Origin of the sequence: Streptomyces sp. ATexAB-D23 (genome assembly GCF_000373645.1) — a bacterium.
GTDB classification, from domain to species: Bacteria; Actinomycetota; Actinomycetes; order Streptomycetales; family Streptomycetaceae; genus Streptomyces; species Streptomyces castrisilvae.
This window is the reverse complement of record NZ_KB892035.1, coordinates 189,031-207,032: the sequence shown is the minus strand read 5'-3', so window position 1 is coordinate 207,032 and position 18,002 is coordinate 189,031. Positions and strand designations below refer to the sequence as shown.

18 protein-coding genes are annotated in these 18,002 nt (G+C 71.0%); 13 read left to right on the top strand and 5 right to left on the bottom strand.

Translation table 11 applies throughout. The features are described from left to right. Window positions 1–107 precede the first annotated feature (107 nt). On the top strand, window positions 108–1,223 hold the full coding sequence (locus tag B082_RS0126065; RefSeq protein ID WP_018554739.1) for an ABC transporter permease: 1,116 nt from the start codon (window positions 108–110) through the stop codon (window positions 1,221–1,223). Next, entirely contained in the window at window positions 1,220–1,915 is a 696-nt protein-coding gene (locus B082_RS0126060; protein ID WP_018554738.1) for an ABC transporter ATP-binding protein, read from the top strand. Before B082_RS0126065 ends, B082_RS0126060 begins: the two co-directional genes overlap by 4 nt. 55 nt (window positions 1,916–1,970) lie before the next feature. On the opposite strand, the gene B082_RS0126055 is transcribed toward B082_RS0126060, so the two are convergent. The 4 genes from B082_RS0126055 to B082_RS0126040 form a co-directional block, all read right to left on the bottom strand. After that, window positions 1,971–3,407 carry a sialidase family protein gene (locus tag B082_RS0126055; protein ID WP_018554737.1) on the bottom strand — a complete coding sequence of 479 codons (1,437 nt, stop codon included), beginning with the start codon at window positions 3,405–3,407 and terminating at the stop codon, window positions 1,971–1,973. A 75-nt stretch (window positions 3,408–3,482) separates the two neighbouring features. After that, complete coding sequence (locus B082_RS38270; protein ID WP_234018236.1) at window positions 3,483–4,868, bottom strand: GDSL-type esterase/lipase family protein; 1,386 nt, start codon at window positions 4,866–4,868, stop codon at window positions 3,483–3,485. A 152-nt stretch (window positions 4,869–5,020) separates the two neighbouring features. Next, entirely contained in the window at window positions 5,021–6,007 is a 987-nt protein-coding gene (locus B082_RS0126045) for an acetylxylan esterase (RefSeq protein ID WP_018554735.1), read from the bottom strand. A gap of 183 nt (window positions 6,008–6,190) precedes the next feature. Then, on the bottom strand, window positions 6,191–6,910 hold the full coding sequence (locus tag B082_RS0126040) for a FadR/GntR family transcriptional regulator (protein ID WP_018554734.1): 720 nt from the start codon (window positions 6,908–6,910) through the stop codon (window positions 6,191–6,193). Window positions 6,911–7,078: 168 nt separating this feature from the next. On the opposite strand from B082_RS0126040, the gene B082_RS0126035 reads away from it, so the two are divergent. The 5 genes from B082_RS0126035 (at window position 7,079) to B082_RS0126015 (ending at window position 13,672) form a co-directional block, all read left to right on the top strand. Then, the gene (locus tag B082_RS0126035) at window positions 7,079–8,674 is read left to right on the top strand and encodes an ABC transporter substrate-binding protein (protein WP_018554733.1); all 1,596 of its coding nucleotides are present in this window, start codon (window positions 7,079–7,081) and stop codon (window positions 8,672–8,674) included. Between the two features lie 136 nt (window positions 8,675–8,810). Then, window positions 8,811–9,761 (top strand): ABC transporter permease, encoded by a 951-nt coding sequence (locus tag B082_RS0126030; RefSeq protein ID WP_018554732.1) that lies wholly within the window; start codon window positions 8,811–8,813, stop codon window positions 9,759–9,761. Between the two features lies 1 nt (window position 9,762). Next, a complete protein-coding gene (locus B082_RS0126025) occupies window positions 9,763–11,736 on the top strand; it encodes a dipeptide/oligopeptide/nickel ABC transporter permease/ATP-binding protein (protein WP_018554731.1) in 1,974 nt (657 codons plus the stop codon). Further along, the gene (locus B082_RS0126020; RefSeq protein ID WP_018554730.1) at window positions 11,733–12,740 is read left to right on the top strand and encodes an oligopeptide/dipeptide ABC transporter ATP-binding protein; all 1,008 of its coding nucleotides are present in this window, start codon (window positions 11,733–11,735) and stop codon (window positions 12,738–12,740) included. Before B082_RS0126025 ends, B082_RS0126020 begins: the two co-directional genes overlap by 4 nt. Next, window positions 12,737–13,672, top strand: coding sequence for a dihydrodipicolinate synthase family protein (locus B082_RS0126015; protein ID WP_018554729.1), 936 nt, complete (start codon window positions 12,737–12,739; stop codon window positions 13,670–13,672). Before B082_RS0126020 ends, B082_RS0126015 begins: the two co-directional genes overlap by 4 nt. 87 nt (window positions 13,673–13,759) lie before the next feature. On the opposite strand, the gene B082_RS40420 is transcribed toward B082_RS0126015, so the two are convergent. Further along, on the bottom strand, window positions 13,760–14,587 hold the full coding sequence (locus tag B082_RS40420; protein WP_018554728.1) for a chaplin: 828 nt from the start codon (window positions 14,585–14,587) through the stop codon (window positions 13,760–13,762). Window positions 14,588–14,969: 382 nt separating this feature from the next. On the opposite strand from B082_RS40420, the gene B082_RS0126005 reads away from it, so the two are divergent. The 6 genes from B082_RS0126005 to B082_RS0125980 all read left to right on the top strand — a co-directional run bounded on the left by B082_RS0126005 (window position 14,970) and on the right by B082_RS0125980 (window position 17,919). Beyond that, window positions 14,970–15,371, top strand: coding sequence for a rodlin (locus tag B082_RS0126005; protein ID WP_018554727.1), 402 nt, complete (start codon window positions 14,970–14,972; stop codon window positions 15,369–15,371). A gap of 288 nt (window positions 15,372–15,659) precedes the next feature. Next, entirely contained in the window at window positions 15,660–15,893 is a 234-nt protein-coding gene (locus B082_RS0126000; RefSeq protein WP_018554726.1) for a chaplin, read from the top strand. A gap of 227 nt (window positions 15,894–16,120) precedes the next feature. Then, the gene (locus B082_RS0125995) at window positions 16,121–16,411 is read left to right on the top strand and encodes a hypothetical protein (RefSeq protein ID WP_018554725.1); all 291 of its coding nucleotides are present in this window, start codon (window positions 16,121–16,123) and stop codon (window positions 16,409–16,411) included. Window positions 16,412–16,577: 166 nt separating this feature from the next. Beyond that, the gene (locus B082_RS0125990; protein ID WP_018554724.1) at window positions 16,578–16,988 is read left to right on the top strand and encodes a rodlin; all 411 of its coding nucleotides are present in this window, start codon (window positions 16,578–16,580) and stop codon (window positions 16,986–16,988) included. A 221-nt stretch (window positions 16,989–17,209) separates the two neighbouring features. Continuing rightward, a complete protein-coding gene (locus B082_RS0125985; protein WP_018554723.1) occupies window positions 17,210–17,389 on the top strand; it encodes a hypothetical protein in 180 nt (59 codons plus the stop codon). A 119-nt stretch (window positions 17,390–17,508) separates the two neighbouring features. Beyond that, entirely contained in the window at window positions 17,509–17,919 is a 411-nt protein-coding gene (locus B082_RS0125980) for a rodlin (RefSeq protein ID WP_018554722.1), read from the top strand. Window positions 17,920–18,002 lie beyond the last annotated feature (83 nt).

The window sequence follows — 18,002 nt, the reverse complement described above, 5'->3', positions numbered from 1 at the left end:
TCTAGAAGCCCCTTCGTCCCCCAGGGCCCCCCACTTGGGGACGCGGCGTCCCCATCGTCTAAGTTAGCGACGCACCGTCCCTAAAACCTTCCACGAAGGGAACCGCCGTGTTCCTCGCTCTGCTGGAGCTGCGTGCCGCCCGAGGGCGCTTCGCGCTCATGGGATCCGTCGTGGTGCTCGTCGCCGCACTCGTCGGCATCGTCTCCGGTTTCACCACCGGCCTCGGCGACGACACCGTCTCCGCCCTGCGCGGCCTGCCCGCCTCGCACCTCGTCTTCTCGTCCGACGCCCGGTCCGACCAGTTCGCCCGCAGCCTCCTCGACACGAAGACGGCCGACGCCTGGCGCGAGGACGCGGGCACCGAAGCCACGCCCCTGGGCGTCTCGATCACCCGCGGCACGACCGACCGGGGCACCGAGGTCGACCTCGCCGCCTTCGGCGTGCAGCCCGCCGGCTTCCTCAGCCCCGACGTCACCAGCGGCAGCCGCCTCACCGCGGCCGACGCCGGCACAGTCGTGATCTCCGCCGCCCTCGCCGACGACGGAGTGGCCGTGGGCGACACCCTCGTCATCGACCGGCTCGGCATCGAACTGCGCGTCGTCGGGGCCACCGGACGCCTCAGCTACGGCCATGTGCCCGCCGCCTACGTCCCGCTGAAGACCTGGCAGCGCATCCGGTTCAGCACCCCCGGCGCACCCGCCGCCACCGCCGTCCCCGACCAGTTCAGCGCCCTCGCCCTGCGCTCACCGGCCCACACACCGGCGGCGGACCTGGACGAGCGCCACTCCACCACCACGCTCACCAAGGAGGAGGCGTACGAGGCGGCCCCCGGCTATACCGGCGAACGCGTCACCATGAGTTCGATCCAGGTCTTCCTCTACCTGATCGCCCCGCTCGTCGTCGGCGCCTTCTTCGCCGTGTGGACCGTGCAGCGCGGCCCCGAACTCGCCCTGCTCCGCGCCCTCGGGGCCTCCCGCAGGCGGCTGCTCGCCCACACCGTCGTCCAGGCGGCCCTGGTCGTGGTGGCCGGCACCGCCGGGGGCGCCGTCCTCGCCGCGGCGGTCGGGCTCCTCGTGGGGGAGCAGGTGCCGTTCAGCCTTCCCGCCGCCACCCTCGTCACCACCATGTGCACCGTCGCGGCCGTGGGGCTCGCCGGCACCGCACTGACCCTGCGGCGGGTCACCTCCGCCGACCCGCTGACCATGCTGGGAGCCAACCGATGAACGAGCCGACGCGACCCGGGCCCCTCGAACTGGACGGCGTCACCGTCGCCTTCGGGCGGGGCGACACCCGTACCACCGTCTTCGACGGCCTCGGCCTCACCTTCGAACCGGGCGTGATGACGGCCCTCGTGGGCCCGTCCGGCTCCGGCAAGTCCTCGCTCCTGGCCGTGGCGGGCGCCCTGCTGCGGCCCGGGGCCGGCCGGGTCCTGCTGGGGGGCGAGGACCTCGCGGCCCTCACGGACGCCGGGCGCGCCCGGGTGCGCCGCGAGAGCATCGGCTACATGTTCCAGAGCGGCAACCTGCTCTCCGGGCTTCCCGCGGTCGAACAGCTCCTGGCCGCCGCGTACATCAGCGGCCGGCGCCCCCGCGGATACCGGTCGCGGGCCGAGGAGGCGCTGGACGCGGTCGGTCTCGGGCACCGGCTGCGCCACCGCCCCGAGCAGCTGTCGGGCGGCGAACGCCAGCGCGTCGCCCTGGCCCGCGCGCTCTTCCTGTCGCCCCGGCTGCTGCTCGTGGACGAGCCGACCGCGGCCGTCGACCGGTCCCAGGCCGGCGAGCTGGCCGAGCTGCTGGCCGCGCGCACCCGCGAGGACCGCTGCGTCGCCGTCGTCGCCACCCACGACCCGGTGGTGGCCGAGGCGGCCGACCGGGTCGTGGACATGGCCACGCTGACGGGCGCGCTGCCCGCCTGAGCACCCGGCCGGCCGGCGGAGGCGGACGGCGTCGCGGCGCGCACCGCCCCCGCGGTTACGGCGTGAGGGTCACCGTCCTGCTGCCCGACGCCGCCTTGCCGTCCGACCGGAAGGTCGCGGTCAGCGTCGCGTCACCGGAGGCGCCGGCCGGGATCGTGACCGGCACCTTGATGTTGGCGCCCTCGCCGGGACGCGTCGCCGGGAACGCCACCTGCCGGGTCGTCCAGCCGCTCGGCACGGTCAGGTCGAGGGTGCCCGCGCCGCGGGTGACGTCCATCCGGTTCACGACCCGGACGGTGACCTCCGTGGTGGTGCCGGCCTTCAGGGTGGCCGGCGGGGTGATCGTGATGTCGGCGCAGGTCCCGCCGAGCCACTTCAGGTCGAAGGAGTCGTACGTGATGTGCTCGGCGTTGCCCCGCTCGTACAGCAGGCCGAGTCGGCCGTCCGGGAGCCGGGTCAGCGTCGAGTAGGCCGCCGCGCCGGAGTCGACCACCTTCTTGATCGGCCAGGTCTTCCCGTTGTCGCAGGACATCTTGACCGTGAGGTTCTTCCGCGACGTGGCCTCGGTGTTGCTGAACAGCAGCCAGGAGGACTGCGGGTCGGAGGACGCCGCGTCGGGGGCGTAACGGATGACCGAGGCGTTGTTCGCCGGGTCGGGGAGCTGGGTGTCCTGGACGAACGGGGTGTAGGTGACCCCGCCGTCCGAGGAGTACGCGATCGTCCGGTAGGGCGCCGAGCGGTTGTTGAGCATGATCCTGCCGTCGTTCAGCTCGACGGTCTTGTTCTCGTCGCCGCCCGGACCGACCGGGGTGCCCGTCTTCCAGGTCTCGCCGTGGTCGTCGCTGTACGCGCTGACCGCGTAGTTGGCCCCGTTGTCGCGGATGGCGTACTGCTGGATCAGCCGGCCCTTGTACGGCCCGTTGCGCAGCTGGATGCCCTCGCCCGACGCGGCGAACATGCCGCCCCAGGCCGGGTTCTTGATCTGCTTGGTGATGCGGCGGTGGGTCCAGGTGACCCCGTCGTCGTCGGAGTAGCTGTAGTCGGCCTGGAGGACGTCCGGGTCGCTCTCGTCGTTGCCGGTGGCCGAGCCGAAGAAGCCCTGGTTCTCGCCGGCCGCGTAGAACAGGAAGATGCGGCCGGTGGTGCGGTCGACCAGCAGACTCGGGTCGCCGAAGCCCTTGGGTGCGGCGTCCGAGCGGACGACCTTCTGCTCCTGCCAGGTGGTGCCGCCGTCGGTGCTGCGCCGCAGCACGACACTGATGTGGGACGGCAGGTCGCCCAGGGTGGGGCGGGCGTCGTACGCGGCGAGCAGGGTGCCCTTGTTCGACGTGGTCAGGGCGGGGATGCGGTAGTGGGGGGAGCCGACTCCGTCGACGGTCAGGTCCTGGGACGTGAGCGTGCCGGGGGCGGGCGTGGCGGCCTGCGCGGTACCGGTCGCGGCGACCACCATCAGGGTGGCGCCGATCAGTGCGACTGGGACGGTTCGCTGCATGGACGATCTCTCTTCTCGGAAGGTTGCTGCTTCTCGAAGGGTGGGAGATTGCTGGGGGGACTCGCGGCTGCCGGGCTAGGGGATGTCCAGGGAGCAGACCCGGCTGTCCGCCTCGAAGATCCGCAGCGCCCTGATCATCTTCAGGACGATGCGGTGGTGGCCCCGCTCGTTGGGGTGGAGCCCGTCGCTGAGCAGGGACAGGGGGACCTGGCCGCCGTTGCCGGTCAGCCAGTCGTTGTAGTGGTCGACGAAGACCGTGTTCTCCTGGGCCGCGACCTCGCCCATCACCCGTGCGTACCCCGAGAGTTCCACCCGCCCCGGCCACTTCGCCGGGTCGACGGGGTTGGGGGCCTGGAGCACCGGCACGGGTGAGCCGGGCAGGGCGCGCACCGAGCGCACCAGCGAGACGAGGTTGGACCGGTAGGTGTCCGGGCCGAGGCCCGGGGTGGCGATGTCGTTGGTGCCGATCATGATCGAGACCACGTGCGGCGAGAACGCGGTGACCCGCTGGGCGAACTGCGCGACGAGTTCGGCGCTGGTCGCGCCGCTCACCCCGGAGTCGATCACGAAGTCCCGGTTCTTCGGCTTGCCCAGCTCCCAGCGGACCCGCTCGGTCCAGTGCTCGGGGTAGCTTCGCCGGCCGTTGGTGTGCAGCGCGCCGTGCGTGATGCTGTCGCCGGTGATGACCCAGGTGGCCGGGGTGTTGCTGTTGAGGACGACGGAGAGCCGGCCCAGGTCGGCGAGGTCGGGGCGCGGGCACTGCGCGACGAGTTCGCTCTCGCTCAGCACCCGGTCCCAGACCGCGGCCCGCTCGATCGTGGCGGTGCAGAACCACTCGCCGCCGGGGTGGTCGCTGTCGGTGTTGCGGCCCAGTGACAGGGCGGTGAGCTTCGAGACGCTGCCGAAGAAGGGGTGCGCGGCCGTCTCGAAGACCGTACGGCCACCGGCGTGCAGGCGGGTGCCCGAGGGGTCGACGGTGACGGCGACGGTGTGGAGTTCCCCGTCGTCATACCGTGTCCGGGTCATGACATTCACGAGGACGGCGCCGTTCTCGCGTACGGAGAACTGAAGGGCGCCCCCGTTCAGGTTGAGCGTGATGTTGGACGAAGGGGCGGTCGGGTCCGACGCGCTGATGAGCGTCATCGCCTGGTTGTGGCTGGTGGTGCGGAAGGTGACGACGATGGTCCCCGCGGTGAGCGGGGCGAGTACGGCGGCCCGGTTCGACAGGTCGACGTACTCGCTGCCGTCCAGGTCCACCGGGGTGGTGTGGTCCAGGATCGGACCGCTGCCCGTGGCAGCGGCGAAGGCGCGGCCGCCGAGCTGGGTGCTCAGCGCTGCCGCGCCCGCGGCGAAAAGCATGGATCGTCTGCGCACGGATGGTGCCTCCGGTCGGGAGTGGCCGGTCTGCCCGGGTGGCAGGCGGTCGCGGGGGTCGGCGAGCGAGAGGTCCGGCAACGGCATGGAGGTGCTCCGCCGGCCCGCTGGAGCGAGCGGAACAGCCAAGTGATCTGACGGATGACGTCAGATGTCCTACCGGCAAACGGACCCTAGGCAGCGCCCGGGGTGGCCGTCAAGAGGTGCGCGCGCACACGGCCGGCGGCACGGCGTATCCGTCAGGCCGTGGCCGTGCCCGCGAACAGCGAGGCCACCCAGACCAGTTGTTCCCGCTGCTGGTGTTCGGCGCCGCCCTCGTGCCCGTTGAACTCGTAGACCCGTACGTCCTTGGGGCCGGCGTAGCCGTTGTAGGCGGTGAAGCACGTGGAGGGCGGGCAGATGTCGTCCATCATCGCGATGGAGAACAGGGCGGGGGCCGTCGCCCGGGTGGCGAGCAGCGCGGCGTCGAAGTACGAGAGGGTGGCGAAGACCGAATCGGTGCGGTCCCGGTGCAGCTTGAGGTATTCGGCGATCTCGGTGTACGGCGGGCGGCCCGTGATCCGGGCGCCCCGGGGGATGTTGCACAGGAACGGCACGTCCGGCATCACCCCGGCGAGCCCCGGCACGAGTCCGGCGACGGCCAGAGTGATGCCGCCGCCCTGGCTGACCCCGGTCACCACGATGCGGTCCGGGTCGATCTCCGGGTGCTCGCGCGCCGCGTCCACGCAGCGCACCGCGTCGGCGAACAGCCGCCGGTAGTAGTACGTTTCGGGGCTCTCGATGCCCCGGGTCAGGAAGCCGGGCACCACTCCCGAGGCGCCGCCGTCCGGGTCGGGGGTGGCCCCGCCGGCCGCCGACCAGCCCTGGCCGCGGGTGTCCATCAGCAGGTGCGCGTAGCCGGCCGAGGCCCACAGCAGGTTCTCGTGCGCCAGGCCCCGGCCGCGGCCGTACCCCAGGAACTCCACCACGCAGCCGAGCGGTTCGGTGGCTCCGGCCGGCATCCGCAGCCAGCCGCGCACCGGCTGCCCGGCGAAGCCGGGGACGGTCACGTCGTAGGTGCGGACCTGGGTGAGCCCGGTCTCCACCTCGGTGAACACCGGCTTCTCCGTCGCGCGGGAGCGGGCCTCCGCCAGCGTCCGGAGCCAGAAGGCGTCGAAGTCCGCCGGAACGGGCAGCGGCGGCAGGTAGTCGCGGCAGTCGGCGAGCGAGAGGTCCGTCAACGGCATGGGGGTGCCCTCCTGGGGGCGCGGTGGGAAGTGCCACGTGCGAGTCGCGCACCGGACATCAGACAGCTGACGTCAGATGTCCTCTCGGCACACGGACCCTAGGCACCGCCTGCGGCGGCCGTCAAGGGTCGTTCCAGGGTCCGTCCGTGGGCGCGCCGGCCGTGAGAGGAGCCGGCCGGCGGCTCAGCGGCGGGCGCGGGCCTCGGAGATCCGGCGGCGCACGGGCGCGTAGTGCTCGCCGAGCGCCTTGAGGAACCCGGCGATGTCACCGGCCCGTGCGGCGTCCACGATGTTCTGGTGGGCGGTGATCGTCTCGGTCTCGTCGGCCTGCGTGAAACCGTCCAGGTGCGGTGCGACGATCGAGTACACGTCCCAGAAGGCCATCGAGAGCTGACCGATCAGCTCATTGCCCAGCGGGGCGACGAGCAGGGCGTGGAAGGCGCGGTCGGCGTCGACGAAGCCGTGGCCCTCCTGGGCGCCCGTCTCGCGCATCGTGGCCACCAGGGCGTCCAGCGCGTCCAGCTGCTCGGCGCTGAGCCGCGAGACGATCCGGTCGGCCATTCCGCGCTCGAAGAGTTCGCGTACGTCGACCAGGTCGGCCATCACCTGGAAGTCGTCGTCGGGGGAGAGCAGGCCCCGGAAGGTCAGGCTCTCCACCAGCGCGGACAGGCTCAGCCGGCCGACGTAGGTGCCGTGGCCGTGGCGGACCTCCACGATGTCCAGCGCGTTGAGGATCTTGACCGCCTCGCGGACGCTGGAACGGCTGGCTCCGAGCGCCTCGCACAGGGCGGGCTCGGTGGGCAGCGGGTCCCCGGGACGGAGCCTTTCCTCAAGGATGTACCGCTTGATGCCGTCGACGACTTCCTGCCGGAGCAGCTGCCGGCCGGGCCTCGTTCCGGACATATGTGAACTCCCCACCTCTTGACCCCTCTCGATTGTCAAGCTACGTTCCCACGCTATCAAGGCATCAGACATCTGACGTCTGACGCTTCAGGTTCCGCGGCCCCCGTGAACCTGCGCCAGCCCCCTGTTCCCGTCCGCAACGCCCCACCTCAAGTCCCTGGAGGACCCGTGCCCGAGCTGAGATCAGCCGGTGTCGAGCGCCGCACCTTCCTGCGTTACACCAGTGCCGTCGGCGCCGCGGCCGCCATCACGGCAGGCCTGTCCGCGTGCGGCGGACCGTCCTCGACCGCCAATGGCTCGACGGACAAGGGCAGCGGCAGCGACCTCATCGAGGCCGGTCTGTCCTACCCCCTGTCGACCGGCTTCGACCCGATGATCACCTCGGGCGCGACCCCGTACGCCGCCAATATGCACATCTTCGAGGGCCTGGTGGATCTCGATCCGGCAACGCTCGTGGCACGGCCCGCTCTCGCCACCGAGATGCCGAAGAAGATCAACGCCACCACCTACCGCGCCACGCTGCGCAAGGGCGCGACCTTCCACGACGGATCGGCCGTCACCGCCGACGACGTCGTGTTCAGCTTCGAACGCATCCTGGACGAGAAGAACGCCTCGCTCATGGCGCAGTTCGTGCCCTTCATCGACACCGTCAAGGCCGTCGACGCGGGCACGGTCGAGTTCAAGCTCAAGTACCCCTTCGCGCTCTTCCCGTCCCGTATCGCGGTGGCCCGGATCGTGCCGAAGAAGATCGTCGAGGCGGACGTCAAGGGCTTCGACGCCAAGCCCGTCGGCTCGGGCCCGTACAAGTTCGTCTCGGCGACCCGCGAGGACAAGATCGTCTTCGAGAAGTACGACAAGTACAACGGCTCGCACCCCGCCAAGGCCAAGCAGATGATCTGGCGCCTGATATCGGACCAGTCGGCCCGGGTCAGTGCCATGCAGTCGGGCCGCGTCCAGGCCATCGAGGACGTCCCGTACATCGACGTGAAGGGACTCTCGGGCTCCGCGAAGACCGAGTCCGTGCAGTCCTTCGGCCTGCTCTTCCTGATGTTCAACACCGCCGACAAGCGGTTCGCCGACAAGCGGGTCCGCCAGGCCCTGCACTACGCGCTGGACACCGAGAAGATCATCAAGACCGCCATGGTCGGCAACGCGACGGCCGCCACGGGCTACGTCCCCGCGACGCACCCCGATTACCAGAAGGCCGCCACCGTCTACACGCACGACGTGGCCAAGGCGAAGCAGCTGCTCGCCGAAGCGGGGATCAAGAACCTCAAGTTCACCGTCCTGACCGTGGACACCGGCTGGGTCAAGGACATCGCCCCGCTGATCAAGGAGAGCTGGGCCGCCGCCGGCGTCGAGGCCACCCTCGGCATCGCCCAGTCCGCCGCCCAGTACGCCAAGGTCGACAAGGGCGACTTCGAGGTCCTCGTCGCCCCCGGCGACCCCTCGGTCTTCGGCAACGACGTCGACCTGCTGCTGCGCTGGTTCTACTACGGCTTCTGGCCGGAGAACCGCTACGGCTGGTCCAGGACGGCCGAGTACAAGAAGGTCAAGCAGCTCCTCGACAAGGCCGCCCAGGCCGCCGACGAGGCGGACCGCAAGCAGCTGTGGGGCCAGATCACCGACCTCCTCTCCGACGAGGTGCCGCTCTACCCGATCCTCCACCGCAAGCTGCCCACGGCCTGGAACGAGAAGGCGCTCCCCGGCTTCGAGCCGCTGCCCACCACCGGCCTGTCCTTCCTGGACGTCGGCCGCGCCTGACCGGCGCCCGGCCGGCGGCCGCCGCGCCCCGGCCACCCGAACGGCGCGGCCCGCCCGCGCCCCACACCCCGGTCCGGGACACCGGCCACCCCGGTGTCCCGGACCGGACGACCGCCCAACCGCAAGGAACCCGACGATGGTTGCTTTTCTCCGGCTCGCGCTGCGCCGCGTCGCGATGATGCCGGTGATGATCCTCGGTATCGCGTTGCTCGTTTTCGTGGTGCTGCAGTTCTCGCCGGTCGACCCGGCCTACAACGCGCTCGGGGAGAGCGCCAGTCCGGCGGCCCGGGAGGCCTTCGCCGAGGCCAACGGGCTCAACGATCCGCTGCCCATCCGCTACTTCCACTTCCTCGGCCGGCTGATCCACCTGGATCTCGGCTCGACCGTCCCGCCGAGCCAGCCCGTGGCCGACCGGATCACCGCGGCCTTCCCGCTCACCCTCCAGCTCACCGTTCTCGGGCTCGTCATCGCCATCGTCCTCGCCGTCGCCGGCGGCGTCCTGGGCGCGATGTACCGCGACCGCTGGCCCGACCAGCTCTTCCGGGTGCTGTCCATGGCCGGCGTCGCCGTCCCGTCCTTCTGGCTCGGCGTCCTGCTCATCCAGCAGTTCGCCCTGAACAGCCAGATCTTCCCGACGGGCGGATACACCAACATCGCCGACTCCTTCGGCGGGTGGCTCCGGACGATGTTCCTGCCCGCCGTCTCGCTCGCCGTCCCCGTCGCCGCGTCCCTCGCCCGCCTCATCCGCACCGCGATGGTCACCGAACTCGACCGGGACTACGTGCGCACCGCCCAGGGCAACGGCCTGCCGGTCCTCCTCGTCATCCGCTCGGTGCTGCGCAACGCCCTCGTCACCCCGCTCACCGTGCTCGGGGTCAAGGTCGGCTACCTGCTCAGCGGCGCCGTCGTCATCGAAGCGATCTTCGACCTGCCCGGCATGGGCAAGCTCATCCTCGAAGGTGTCACCGGAGGCGACATCGCCCTGGTCCAGGGCACCGTACTGACCATCGCCATCGCGTTCCTGGTGGTCAACGTCATCGTCGACCTGCTCTACCTGCTGGTCAACCCGCGCATCAGGACGGTGTGACATGTTCGCCACGGGCCGTCTGGCCAAGAAGCTCTCCCGACCGGGCGTCGCCTTCCGCGCCCTCCCGGCAACCTCCCGCGTCGCCCTCGGCGTCCTGATCCTCGTCCTGCTCGGCGCCGTACTGGCCCCCCTGCTCACCCAGGACCCACTGGCCACGGGCAACCCCGTCCAGGCCCCGAGCGGCGAGCACTGGTTCGGCACCGACCGGGCCGGCCGCGACGTGTTCGCCCGCGTCGTGCACGGCTCGCGCTACTCGCTGATCATCGGCCTCGGCTCGACCGCCTGCGCCCTGGTCGCCGGAGCCGTCCTCGGCTCGCTCGCCGCCACCTCGCGCAAGCTCGGCGACGAGTCCGTCATGCGCACCCTCGACGTCATCATGTCGTTCCCGCCGATCGCGCTCGCGGCCGTCCTCGTCGCCGTGTTCGGCACCAGCATCCCGGTGATCATCTTCACGATCGCCTTCGTCTACACGCCCTCGCTGGCCCGCGTGGTCCGCGCCAACGTCCTCTCCCAGTACGGCGAGGACTACGTCGCCGCGGAGAAGGTCATCGGCGCCCGGCGCGGCTACATCGTCCTGCGCCACGTCGCCGTCAACTGCATGGCCCCGGTCATGGTGTTCGCCACCGTCATGGTCGCCGAGGCGATCATCTTCGAGGCGAGCCTCTCCTTCATCGGCGCCGGTGTGCAGGACCCCGACCCCAGCTGGGGCAGCGTGCTCGCCTACGGCCGGCAGATCCTCCTGGCGGGCGGCTGGTGGGCCACCTTCTTCCCCGGCCTCGCCCTGCTGATCACGGTCCTCGCCCTCAACATCCTCTCCGAGGGCCTCACCGACGCCTCCGCCGCGCCCAAGAGCGCCCGCGCCGCCGTCGACCCCGCGGCCGCCACCGCACCGGACCCGGTCGAGGCCGCCGCCACCGTCGACATCGACGCCGCACTCGCCAAGCTCGCCCGGCACATCAACGCCACCGAGCCCACCATCACCCCGGTGCGCGAGGACGCCGCCGAACTCCTCGTCGTCCGCGACCTCGCGATCCGCTTCCCGGACCGCTACGGCGAGACCCCGGTCGTCGACCGGCTGAACTTCACCGTCCACGAGGGCGAGACCCTCGGCCTGGTCGGCGAGTCCGGCTGCGGCAAGTCCATCACCAGCCTCGCCGTCATGGGCCTCCTCGCCCGCAACGCCGAGGTCAGCGGCGAGATCCTCTACCGCGGCCGGGACCTGCTGAAGCTCCCGCCCAAGGAACGCCGCGCCCTGATGGGCCCGGAGATCGCGATGGTCTACCAGGACGCGCTCTCCTCCCTCAACCCCTCCGTGCTCGTCGGCACCCAGCTGAAGCAGCTGACCTCGCGCGGCGGTACGAAAACCCCCGCCGAACTCCTGGAACTCGTCGGCCTCTCGCCCGAGCGCACCCTGCGCAGCTACCCGCACGAGCTCTCCGGCGGCCAGCGCCAGCGCGTGCTCATCGCCATGGCCCTGTCCCGCAGCCCCCGTCTCCTGATCGCGGACGAGCCGACCACCGCCCTCGACGTCACCGTCCAGGCCCAGGTCGTCGAACTCCTCATCCGGCTCCGCGACGAGCTGGGCTTCGCCATGGTGCTGGTCTCGCACGACCTCGCCCTCGTCGGCGACCTCTCGCACCGCGTCGCCGTCATGTACGCGGGACGGCTCGCCGAGGTCGGCGACACCCGGGCGGTCCTCACCGACCCCGCCCACCACTACAGCCGCGGCCTCCTCGGCTCCGTCGTCTCCCTGGAGGCCGGTGCCGAGCGGCTCCACCAGATCCGCGGCGTCGTCCCCGCCCCCCAGGGCTTCGGCGCCGGCTGCCGCTTCGCCGGACGCTGCGGCGCGGCGACCGAACTCTGTCGCACCACCACCCCCGTCATCACGGGACGCGGCACCGCGAAGGACCACGGCTTCGCCTGCCACCACCCGGCCGGGACCGCCGCGAAGAAGCTCGAAGGGAGCGCCCTGTGATCAGGCTCAACGGCGTTCACGTACGCCACAAGGCACGCAGCGGAGGCATCTTCAGCCGCGACGCCGTCCACGCGCTGACCGACGCCACGCTGGAGGTCAAGCGCGGCGAGATCGTCGGCCTGGTCGGCGAGTCGGGCTGCGGCAAGTCCACGATGGCCCGGGTGCTGACCGGCCTTCAGAAGCCCACCGAGGGCGACGTCACCTTCCACGGCAAGGACCTGTGGGAGATGCCCGTGGCCCAGCGGCGCGACGAATTCGGCTCCGCCGTCGGCGTCGTCTTCCAGGACCCGTCCACCGCGCTCAACCCGAGGCTCACGGTCCGCCAGATCCTGCGCGACCCGCTCGACGTGCACCGCCGCGGCACCCGCGAGGAGCGCGAGGCCCGCGTCGAGGAACTCCTCGACCTCGTCGGCCTCCCCGGCCACACCCTGGCCGCACTGCCCGGACAGCTCTCCGGCGGCCAGCGCCAGCGCGTCGCCATCGCCCGCGCCCTGGCCCTGGAACCCGAGCTGATCGTCGCCGACGAGCCCACCTCGGCGCTCGACGTCTCGGTCCGCGCCCAAGTCCTCAACCTCCTGGTGGACCTGCGTGAGCGCCTCGGCCTCGGCATGGTGTTCATCTCGCACGACATCCAGACCGTGCGCTACCTCGCCGACCGCATCGCCGTCCTCTACCTCGGCCGCATCGTGGAGGAGGGCCGCGCGGCCGACGTCGCGGGCGCCCCCTCGCACCCGTACACCGAGGCACTGCTCTCCGCCACGCCCAGTCTGATGGAGGCGACGGAACGCATCGTGCTCACCGGCCCGGTGCCCTCCGCCACCAACCCGCCGCCCGGCTGCCCGTTCACCACCCGCTGCTGGAAGGCCGACGACGCGTGCGCCACCGCCTTCCCGGCGGAGACCTTCGGGCCCCGCGAACACCGCTGGCACTGCGTCCACCCCCAGACCCCCGCGTCCCCCTCCGGGGACCCGTCCCCCGTACCGTCCGCAAGGAGCACCGCATGACCGCCCGAACCCCCCGCTACACGGGAGTGATCCCGCCCGTCGTCACCCCGCTCACCGCGGACGGCGAGCTCGACGTCCCCTCCCTGGAGCGGGTCGTGGGACACCTCATCGACGGCGGAGTCACGGGTCTCTTCGCCCTCGGCAGCTCCGGCGAGACCGCCTACCTCACGCCCGGACAGCAGGACCGTGTCATCGAGACCATCACCTCGGCCGCCGGCGGTCAGGTGCCCGTCCTGGTCGGCGCGATAGAGACCACCACCAACCGGGCGATCGAGCGCGCCCGCCGCGCCGCGGAGCTGGGCGCCGACGCCGTCGTCGTCACCGCGCCCTTCTACACCCGCACCCACGACACCGAGATCGACCGGCACTTCAGGGACATCGCCGCCGCCCTCGACCTGCCGGTCCTGGCGTACGACGTACCGGTCTGCGTCCACAGCAAGCTCGACCCGGAACTGCTGCTCCCGCTCGCCGCCGACGGTGTGCTGGCCGGTGTGAAGGACTCCAGCGGCGACGACGGCTCGTTCCGGCGGCTGGCCATCGGTGCCCGTGAGCTGCCGGACTTCTCGGTGCTCACCGGTCACGAGCTGGTCGTCGACGCGATGATGCTCGGCGGCGCCGACGGCTCCGTGCCGGGGCTCGGCAACGTCGACCCGCGCGGGTACGTACGCCTGCACGAGGCCGCGGTGCGCGGTGACTGGGCCACCGCCCGTGCCGAGCAGGACCGGCTGGTGGCGCTGTTCGACATCATCCGCGCCGCCCGCCCCGGCACGGCCTCCGCCACGGCGGCCGGTCTCGGCGCGTTCAAGACGGCGCTGATGCTGCGCGGCGTCATCGCCACCAACGTGATGAGCCCGCCGATGCGCCGGCTCGACGCGGAGGAGACGGCCGCGGTCGCCGCCTGCCTGGAGCGCGCCGGGATCGCCACGGTCTGACGGGGCGACGGCACCCGACACACAGAGGTCCGGCCGGACAGCGAACGCCGTCCGGCCGGACCTCTGTGTGCGTGGGGGAGCGTCAGGTCACTTCTGCGCGGCGCGGGCGCGGCGCATCAGCAGGCCGCCACCGAGCACCATCGCGGCGCTGGCGCCACCGGCGATGCCCAGGTTGCTGTTGGCACCGGTGTGCGCCATCTGCGGCGGCTTGTGGTGCTTGGGGGTGTGGTGCCAGGTGTGGGTCGGCGGCTTGTGCGGGTGCGACACGTGGGTCGGCGGGTTGTGCGTGGGCGGGTTGTGCGTCGGGGGCTTGTGGTGCGTCGGCGGCTTGTGGTGCACAGGCGGCGTCGGCGGCTTGTGGTGGTGGCCGGGCGGGCAGTCCTCGTCGTGGCCCTTCGGCGGCTTGTGGTGGTGCGTCGGGGGCTTGTGCGTCGGCGGCTTGTGGTGGCCGTTGTGGTGCGGGGGCTTGTGCGTCGGCGGGGTCGGCGGAGTCGGCGGGGTCTCGGCCTCGCTCTCGTTCTCGCACTTGTTGCCGGCGGCCGGGTTCAGCAGGCCGACCACGTTGACCGTGTTGCCGCAGACGTTCACCGGGATGTCGACCGGGGCCTGGACCACGTTGCCCGAGAGCACGCCGGGCGAGCCGACGGCCACCCCTTCGGCGCTCGCGCCCTGTGCGTTGCCGGAGGCCGCGCCGTCGCTCTCGTTCTCGCACTCGTTGCCGAAGGCGGGGTTCAGGGCGCCGATCACGTTGACCGTGTTGCCGCAGATGTTGACGGGGACGTGCACGGGAACCTGCACGACGTTGCCCGACCCGACACCGGGCGAACCGATCGCGGCGCCGTCGGCCGAGGCATCGGCGAAGGCGTAGCCGCCGGAGGCGGTCAGGATGCCTGACGCCGCCGCCATGACGAGCATGCTTTTACTCAAGGCTTTTCGCATTGGAGCCCTTCCTCGGGACATTTCTCGCGGACACGCGGCCCGCAGTTCATACATCAGGCGGTGCAGCAGCCGTCGGGTCCGACCGTGGTGCTGGGTGAGACTTCCGGCGGGCGAGCTTGACAACACCCATAACGACGCCTGGGTGCGTGAGAAACGTGAAACCAGTGAATTTCCTGTGACCACCCGTGCGAGGGACCCGCAGGGGTTGTGTTGTCGATTTCCGTCAGTATGTCTCGATCGCCTTCGCACGGGCGTCCGCCACTTCCCGGCATTCGGGTGAATGGCGATAACCAAACGTCCGGGAGCGAGTTGGGCAGGGCGCTCCGGTACGGGGCTTCCAGTACGAGAAGGGTTCATCGTGATCAAGAAGGTCCTGGCTACGGGCGCCGTCGCCGCCTCCATCCTCGGTCTCGGCGCCGCGCAGGCGATGGCCATCGGCAACGACGGCGGCACGACCTCCGTGAACGGCAACGGCGCCTCGCAGTCGTTCGGCAACGCCGAGACGCACGGTGACGGCAGCCCGCAGTTCGACCTGGTCCAGGGCTCGCTGAACAAGCCCTGCGTCGGCCTGCCGCTCAAGGCCAACGTCGGTTCGCTCATCGGTCTCATCCCGATCGCGGTCCAGGACGTCAACGTCCTGTCCAGCCCGCAGAACCAGCAGTGCACCGAGAACTCCACCCAGGCCAAGGGCGACGAGCCGCTGTCGCACATCCTGTCGGGGATCCCGGTCCTGTCGGGCAACGGCGCCGGCAACAGCTGATCCGGCCGTCACCAGGCCCGGCCCGTCGGCGTTCCTCCTCCGAGCGGGCCGGGCCTGTTGCTGCCCTCCGCACGCGACCGGCGGAATCGGCTGATTCCGCCGGTCGCACCGTGTGCTGAACGAAGCTGCACCATTCGGGCGGTCTTGGCGGAATCTTCGCGTCGAAGAGTTTCGCATACCGTCCGAAATCGTTACGAATGACAAGGTGGGGTTACGAGCGATCAGATCCGCGCTCGTGCGGCACGAAAGCCGTGGCCGCTCCGGACCCCGCCGAAGAAAGGGTCTCAAGTGAAGTACACCAAGATCGCCGCCGTCGCCGCCGGTACGCTCATGGCCATGGGTGCCGCCGCCCCGGCCTTCGCCGACTCCGGTGCCGAAGGTGCCGCCGTCAACTCCCCGGGCGTCCTCTCCGGCAACGTCGTCCAGGCTCCGATTCACATCCCGGTCAACGTCTGTGGCAACACCATCAGCGTCATCGGCCTGCTGAACCCGGCCTTCGGCAACGGCTGCGCCAACCTCTGATTCATCCCGCCGAACTCCTTTCGGCGCAGAAAGCCCCGGATCGCACTCCCCGCGCTCCGGGGCTTTCCCGTGCGGTCGGGATTCCGAGAAAGACCGGCCCGCCCAGTTGCCCGGCCGCGATCGCGTCGTTAGTCAGTGGGAAAGCGGCAGAAGTCACGGCTAAAGAAGGCTCGTGCGGCGCGGGGACGCGACCGAAACAGACGCCGCTGCAAGAAGGGAACCCGAAAGTGAAGTACGCGAAGTCCGCCGCGCTCGTCGCCGGTTCCGTGGTCGCGCTCGGTACGGCTGCCCCCGCCTTCGCCGTCACCACGCCCACGGCCCCCAGCTTCAGCCTCGACTCAGGCGTCAACCAGGTGGTGGAGGCCGCCCCGCAGGCGGTCGACCCGGTCCTCGACACCGTCAGCGGCGCCGCCGACAGCCTGCACCGGAACGGGACCGTCACCAAGGTCGCCGACCAGGCCACCGGAGCGGCGAAGGACGCGGCGCCCCTGCTGGGCGGCCTCCCGCTCGCCCGCTGACCCCGCCACCACGGCGCCGTGGCACCCGCGCCGTTCGAGTGCGTACGCACCTTTCGACTGTGCGCGCACCTTTCGAGTGACGTGCCACAACCATTCCCGCCGCACCGAGTTGATCAGTGCGCTCGGCACCGGCGGGCAACACAGAGAAAACCAGAAGGGCAGTTTCATGATCAAGAAGATGATGGCCTCGGCAGCCGTTGCCGCATCGATCGTCGGCGTTTCCGCCGCCGTCGCCCCGGGGGCCATGGCCATCGGCAACGACCAGGGCACCACGACGGTCAACGGCAACGGCGCCATGCAGTCGTACGGCAACTCCGCCACCCACGGCGACTGGAGCCCGCAGTTCGCGCTCATCCAGGGCTCGCTCAACAAGCCCTGCATCGCCCTGCCGGCCAAGGCCAACGTCGGTTCGGTCCTCGGTCTCATCCCGGTCGCGGTCCAGGACATCAACGTCCTGTCCTCGCCGCAGAACCAGCAGTGCACCGAGAACTCCACCCAGGCCAAGGGCGACGAGGCCCTCTCGCACATCCTGGACGACATCCCGATCCTCTCGGGCAACGGTGCAGGCAACAACTGAACGGGTCCTGACACACGGGTAGTTCCCCGAGTGCCACGCCCTTCCTGACGCACCTGTGGGGCCGGTGGGCCCGAGCAGCCGCATCGCCGGCCGCCCCGACCCGCCGGCCCCACGCGCGCGCCCGGACGCGGTGGCCCTCCGGCCGCCCGTACGGGACAGCCCTTAGGCCGGTTGCCGCAGCCGGGGAGGCCGGTCTCCGCCGTAACGGGTAGGGCCTCCTCATGGACCAGCACGACAGCCGGCACCCCGAAGGCTCCACCCCGATCTACGACCGGCTCCTCGCCGACTGGCGGGCCGCACGGGCCGGTCCGGTCGTGGAGGAGCGCGAGGCGCCCGGCCTCTCCCGTGCGGGCGGGTTCGTGCCCGCGGCGCGAAGCTCCGGCGAGGCGGGCCGAAGGTAACGGAAGCCCGTCGAACTCATGCGGGATCGAACCCATTTGAGTGGATCAGCGGAACCGAAACGTCCGCACGGTGTTGATCAGTACGTTCCAGAACGGAACGCTCCGAAAGGTGAAGCGTGATGAAGAAGATGATGGCCGGCGCGGCTGTGGCCGTGTCCCTGGTCGGTCTGTCCGCCGCCGCGGCCCCCGCGGCCATGGCGATCGGTAACGACGGGGGCACGACGTCGGTCAACGGCAACGGCGCCGCCAGCTCGTTCGGCAACAGCGTGACCCGGGGCGACGGCAGCCCGCAGGCGCAGCTCATCCAGGGCTCGCTGAACAAGCTGTGCGTGGGTGCCCCGGTCAAGGCCAACGTGGGTTCCCTCGTGGGCCTGCTCGTTCCCGTCGCGGTCCAGGACGTCAATGTCCTGTCCAGCCCGCAGAACCAGCAGTGCGCCGACAACTCCACCCAGGCCAAGGGCGACGAGCCTCTGTCCCACCTGGTGGACGACATCCCGGTCCTCTCCGGGAACGGCATCGGCAACAACTGATTCCGTACACCTGCGGCGGGCGGTCCGGCCTCCGGGCCGCCCGCCGCGCGTCGTCCGTCCTGTGCGACGTGTGTGTACACCCG

Excerpts from the sequence above, each read along its gene's own strand:
- B082_RS0126060 (WP_018554738.1), top strand. The coding sequence starts at position 1,220 with ATGAACGAGCCGACGCGACCCGGGCCCCTCGAACTGGACGGCGTCACC.
- B082_RS0126055 (WP_018554737.1), bottom strand. The coding sequence starts at position 3,407 with ATGCAGCGAACCGTCCCAGTCGCACTGATCGGCGCCACCCTGATGGTG.
- B082_RS38270 (WP_234018236.1), bottom strand. The coding sequence starts at position 4,868 with ATGCCGTTGCCGGACCTCTCGCTCGCCGACCCCCGCGACCGCCTGCCA.
- B082_RS0126045 (WP_018554735.1), bottom strand. The coding sequence starts at position 6,007 with ATGCCGTTGACGGACCTCTCGCTCGCCGACTGCCGCGACTACCTGCCG.
- B082_RS0126040 (WP_018554734.1), bottom strand. The coding sequence starts at position 6,910 with ATGTCCGGAACGAGGCCCGGCCGGCAGCTGCTCCGGCAGGAAGTCGTC.
- B082_RS0126030 (WP_018554732.1), top strand. The coding sequence starts at position 8,811 with ATGGTTGCTTTTCTCCGGCTCGCGCTGCGCCGCGTCGCGATGATGCCG.
- B082_RS0126025 (WP_018554731.1), top strand. The coding sequence starts at position 9,763 with ATGTTCGCCACGGGCCGTCTGGCCAAGAAGCTCTCCCGACCGGGCGTC.
- B082_RS0126015 (WP_018554729.1), top strand. The coding sequence starts at position 12,737 with ATGACCGCCCGAACCCCCCGCTACACGGGAGTGATCCCGCCCGTCGTC.
- B082_RS40420 (WP_018554728.1), bottom strand. The coding sequence starts at position 14,587 with ATGCTCGTCATGGCGGCGGCGTCAGGCATCCTGACCGCCTCCGGCGGC.
- B082_RS0125990 (WP_018554724.1), top strand. The coding sequence starts at position 16,578 with ATGATCAAGAAGATGATGGCCTCGGCAGCCGTTGCCGCATCGATCGTC.
- B082_RS0125985 (WP_018554723.1), top strand. The coding sequence starts at position 17,210 with ATGGACCAGCACGACAGCCGGCACCCCGAAGGCTCCACCCCGATCTAC.
- B082_RS0125980 (WP_018554722.1), top strand. The coding sequence starts at position 17,509 with ATGAAGAAGATGATGGCCGGCGCGGCTGTGGCCGTGTCCCTGGTCGGT.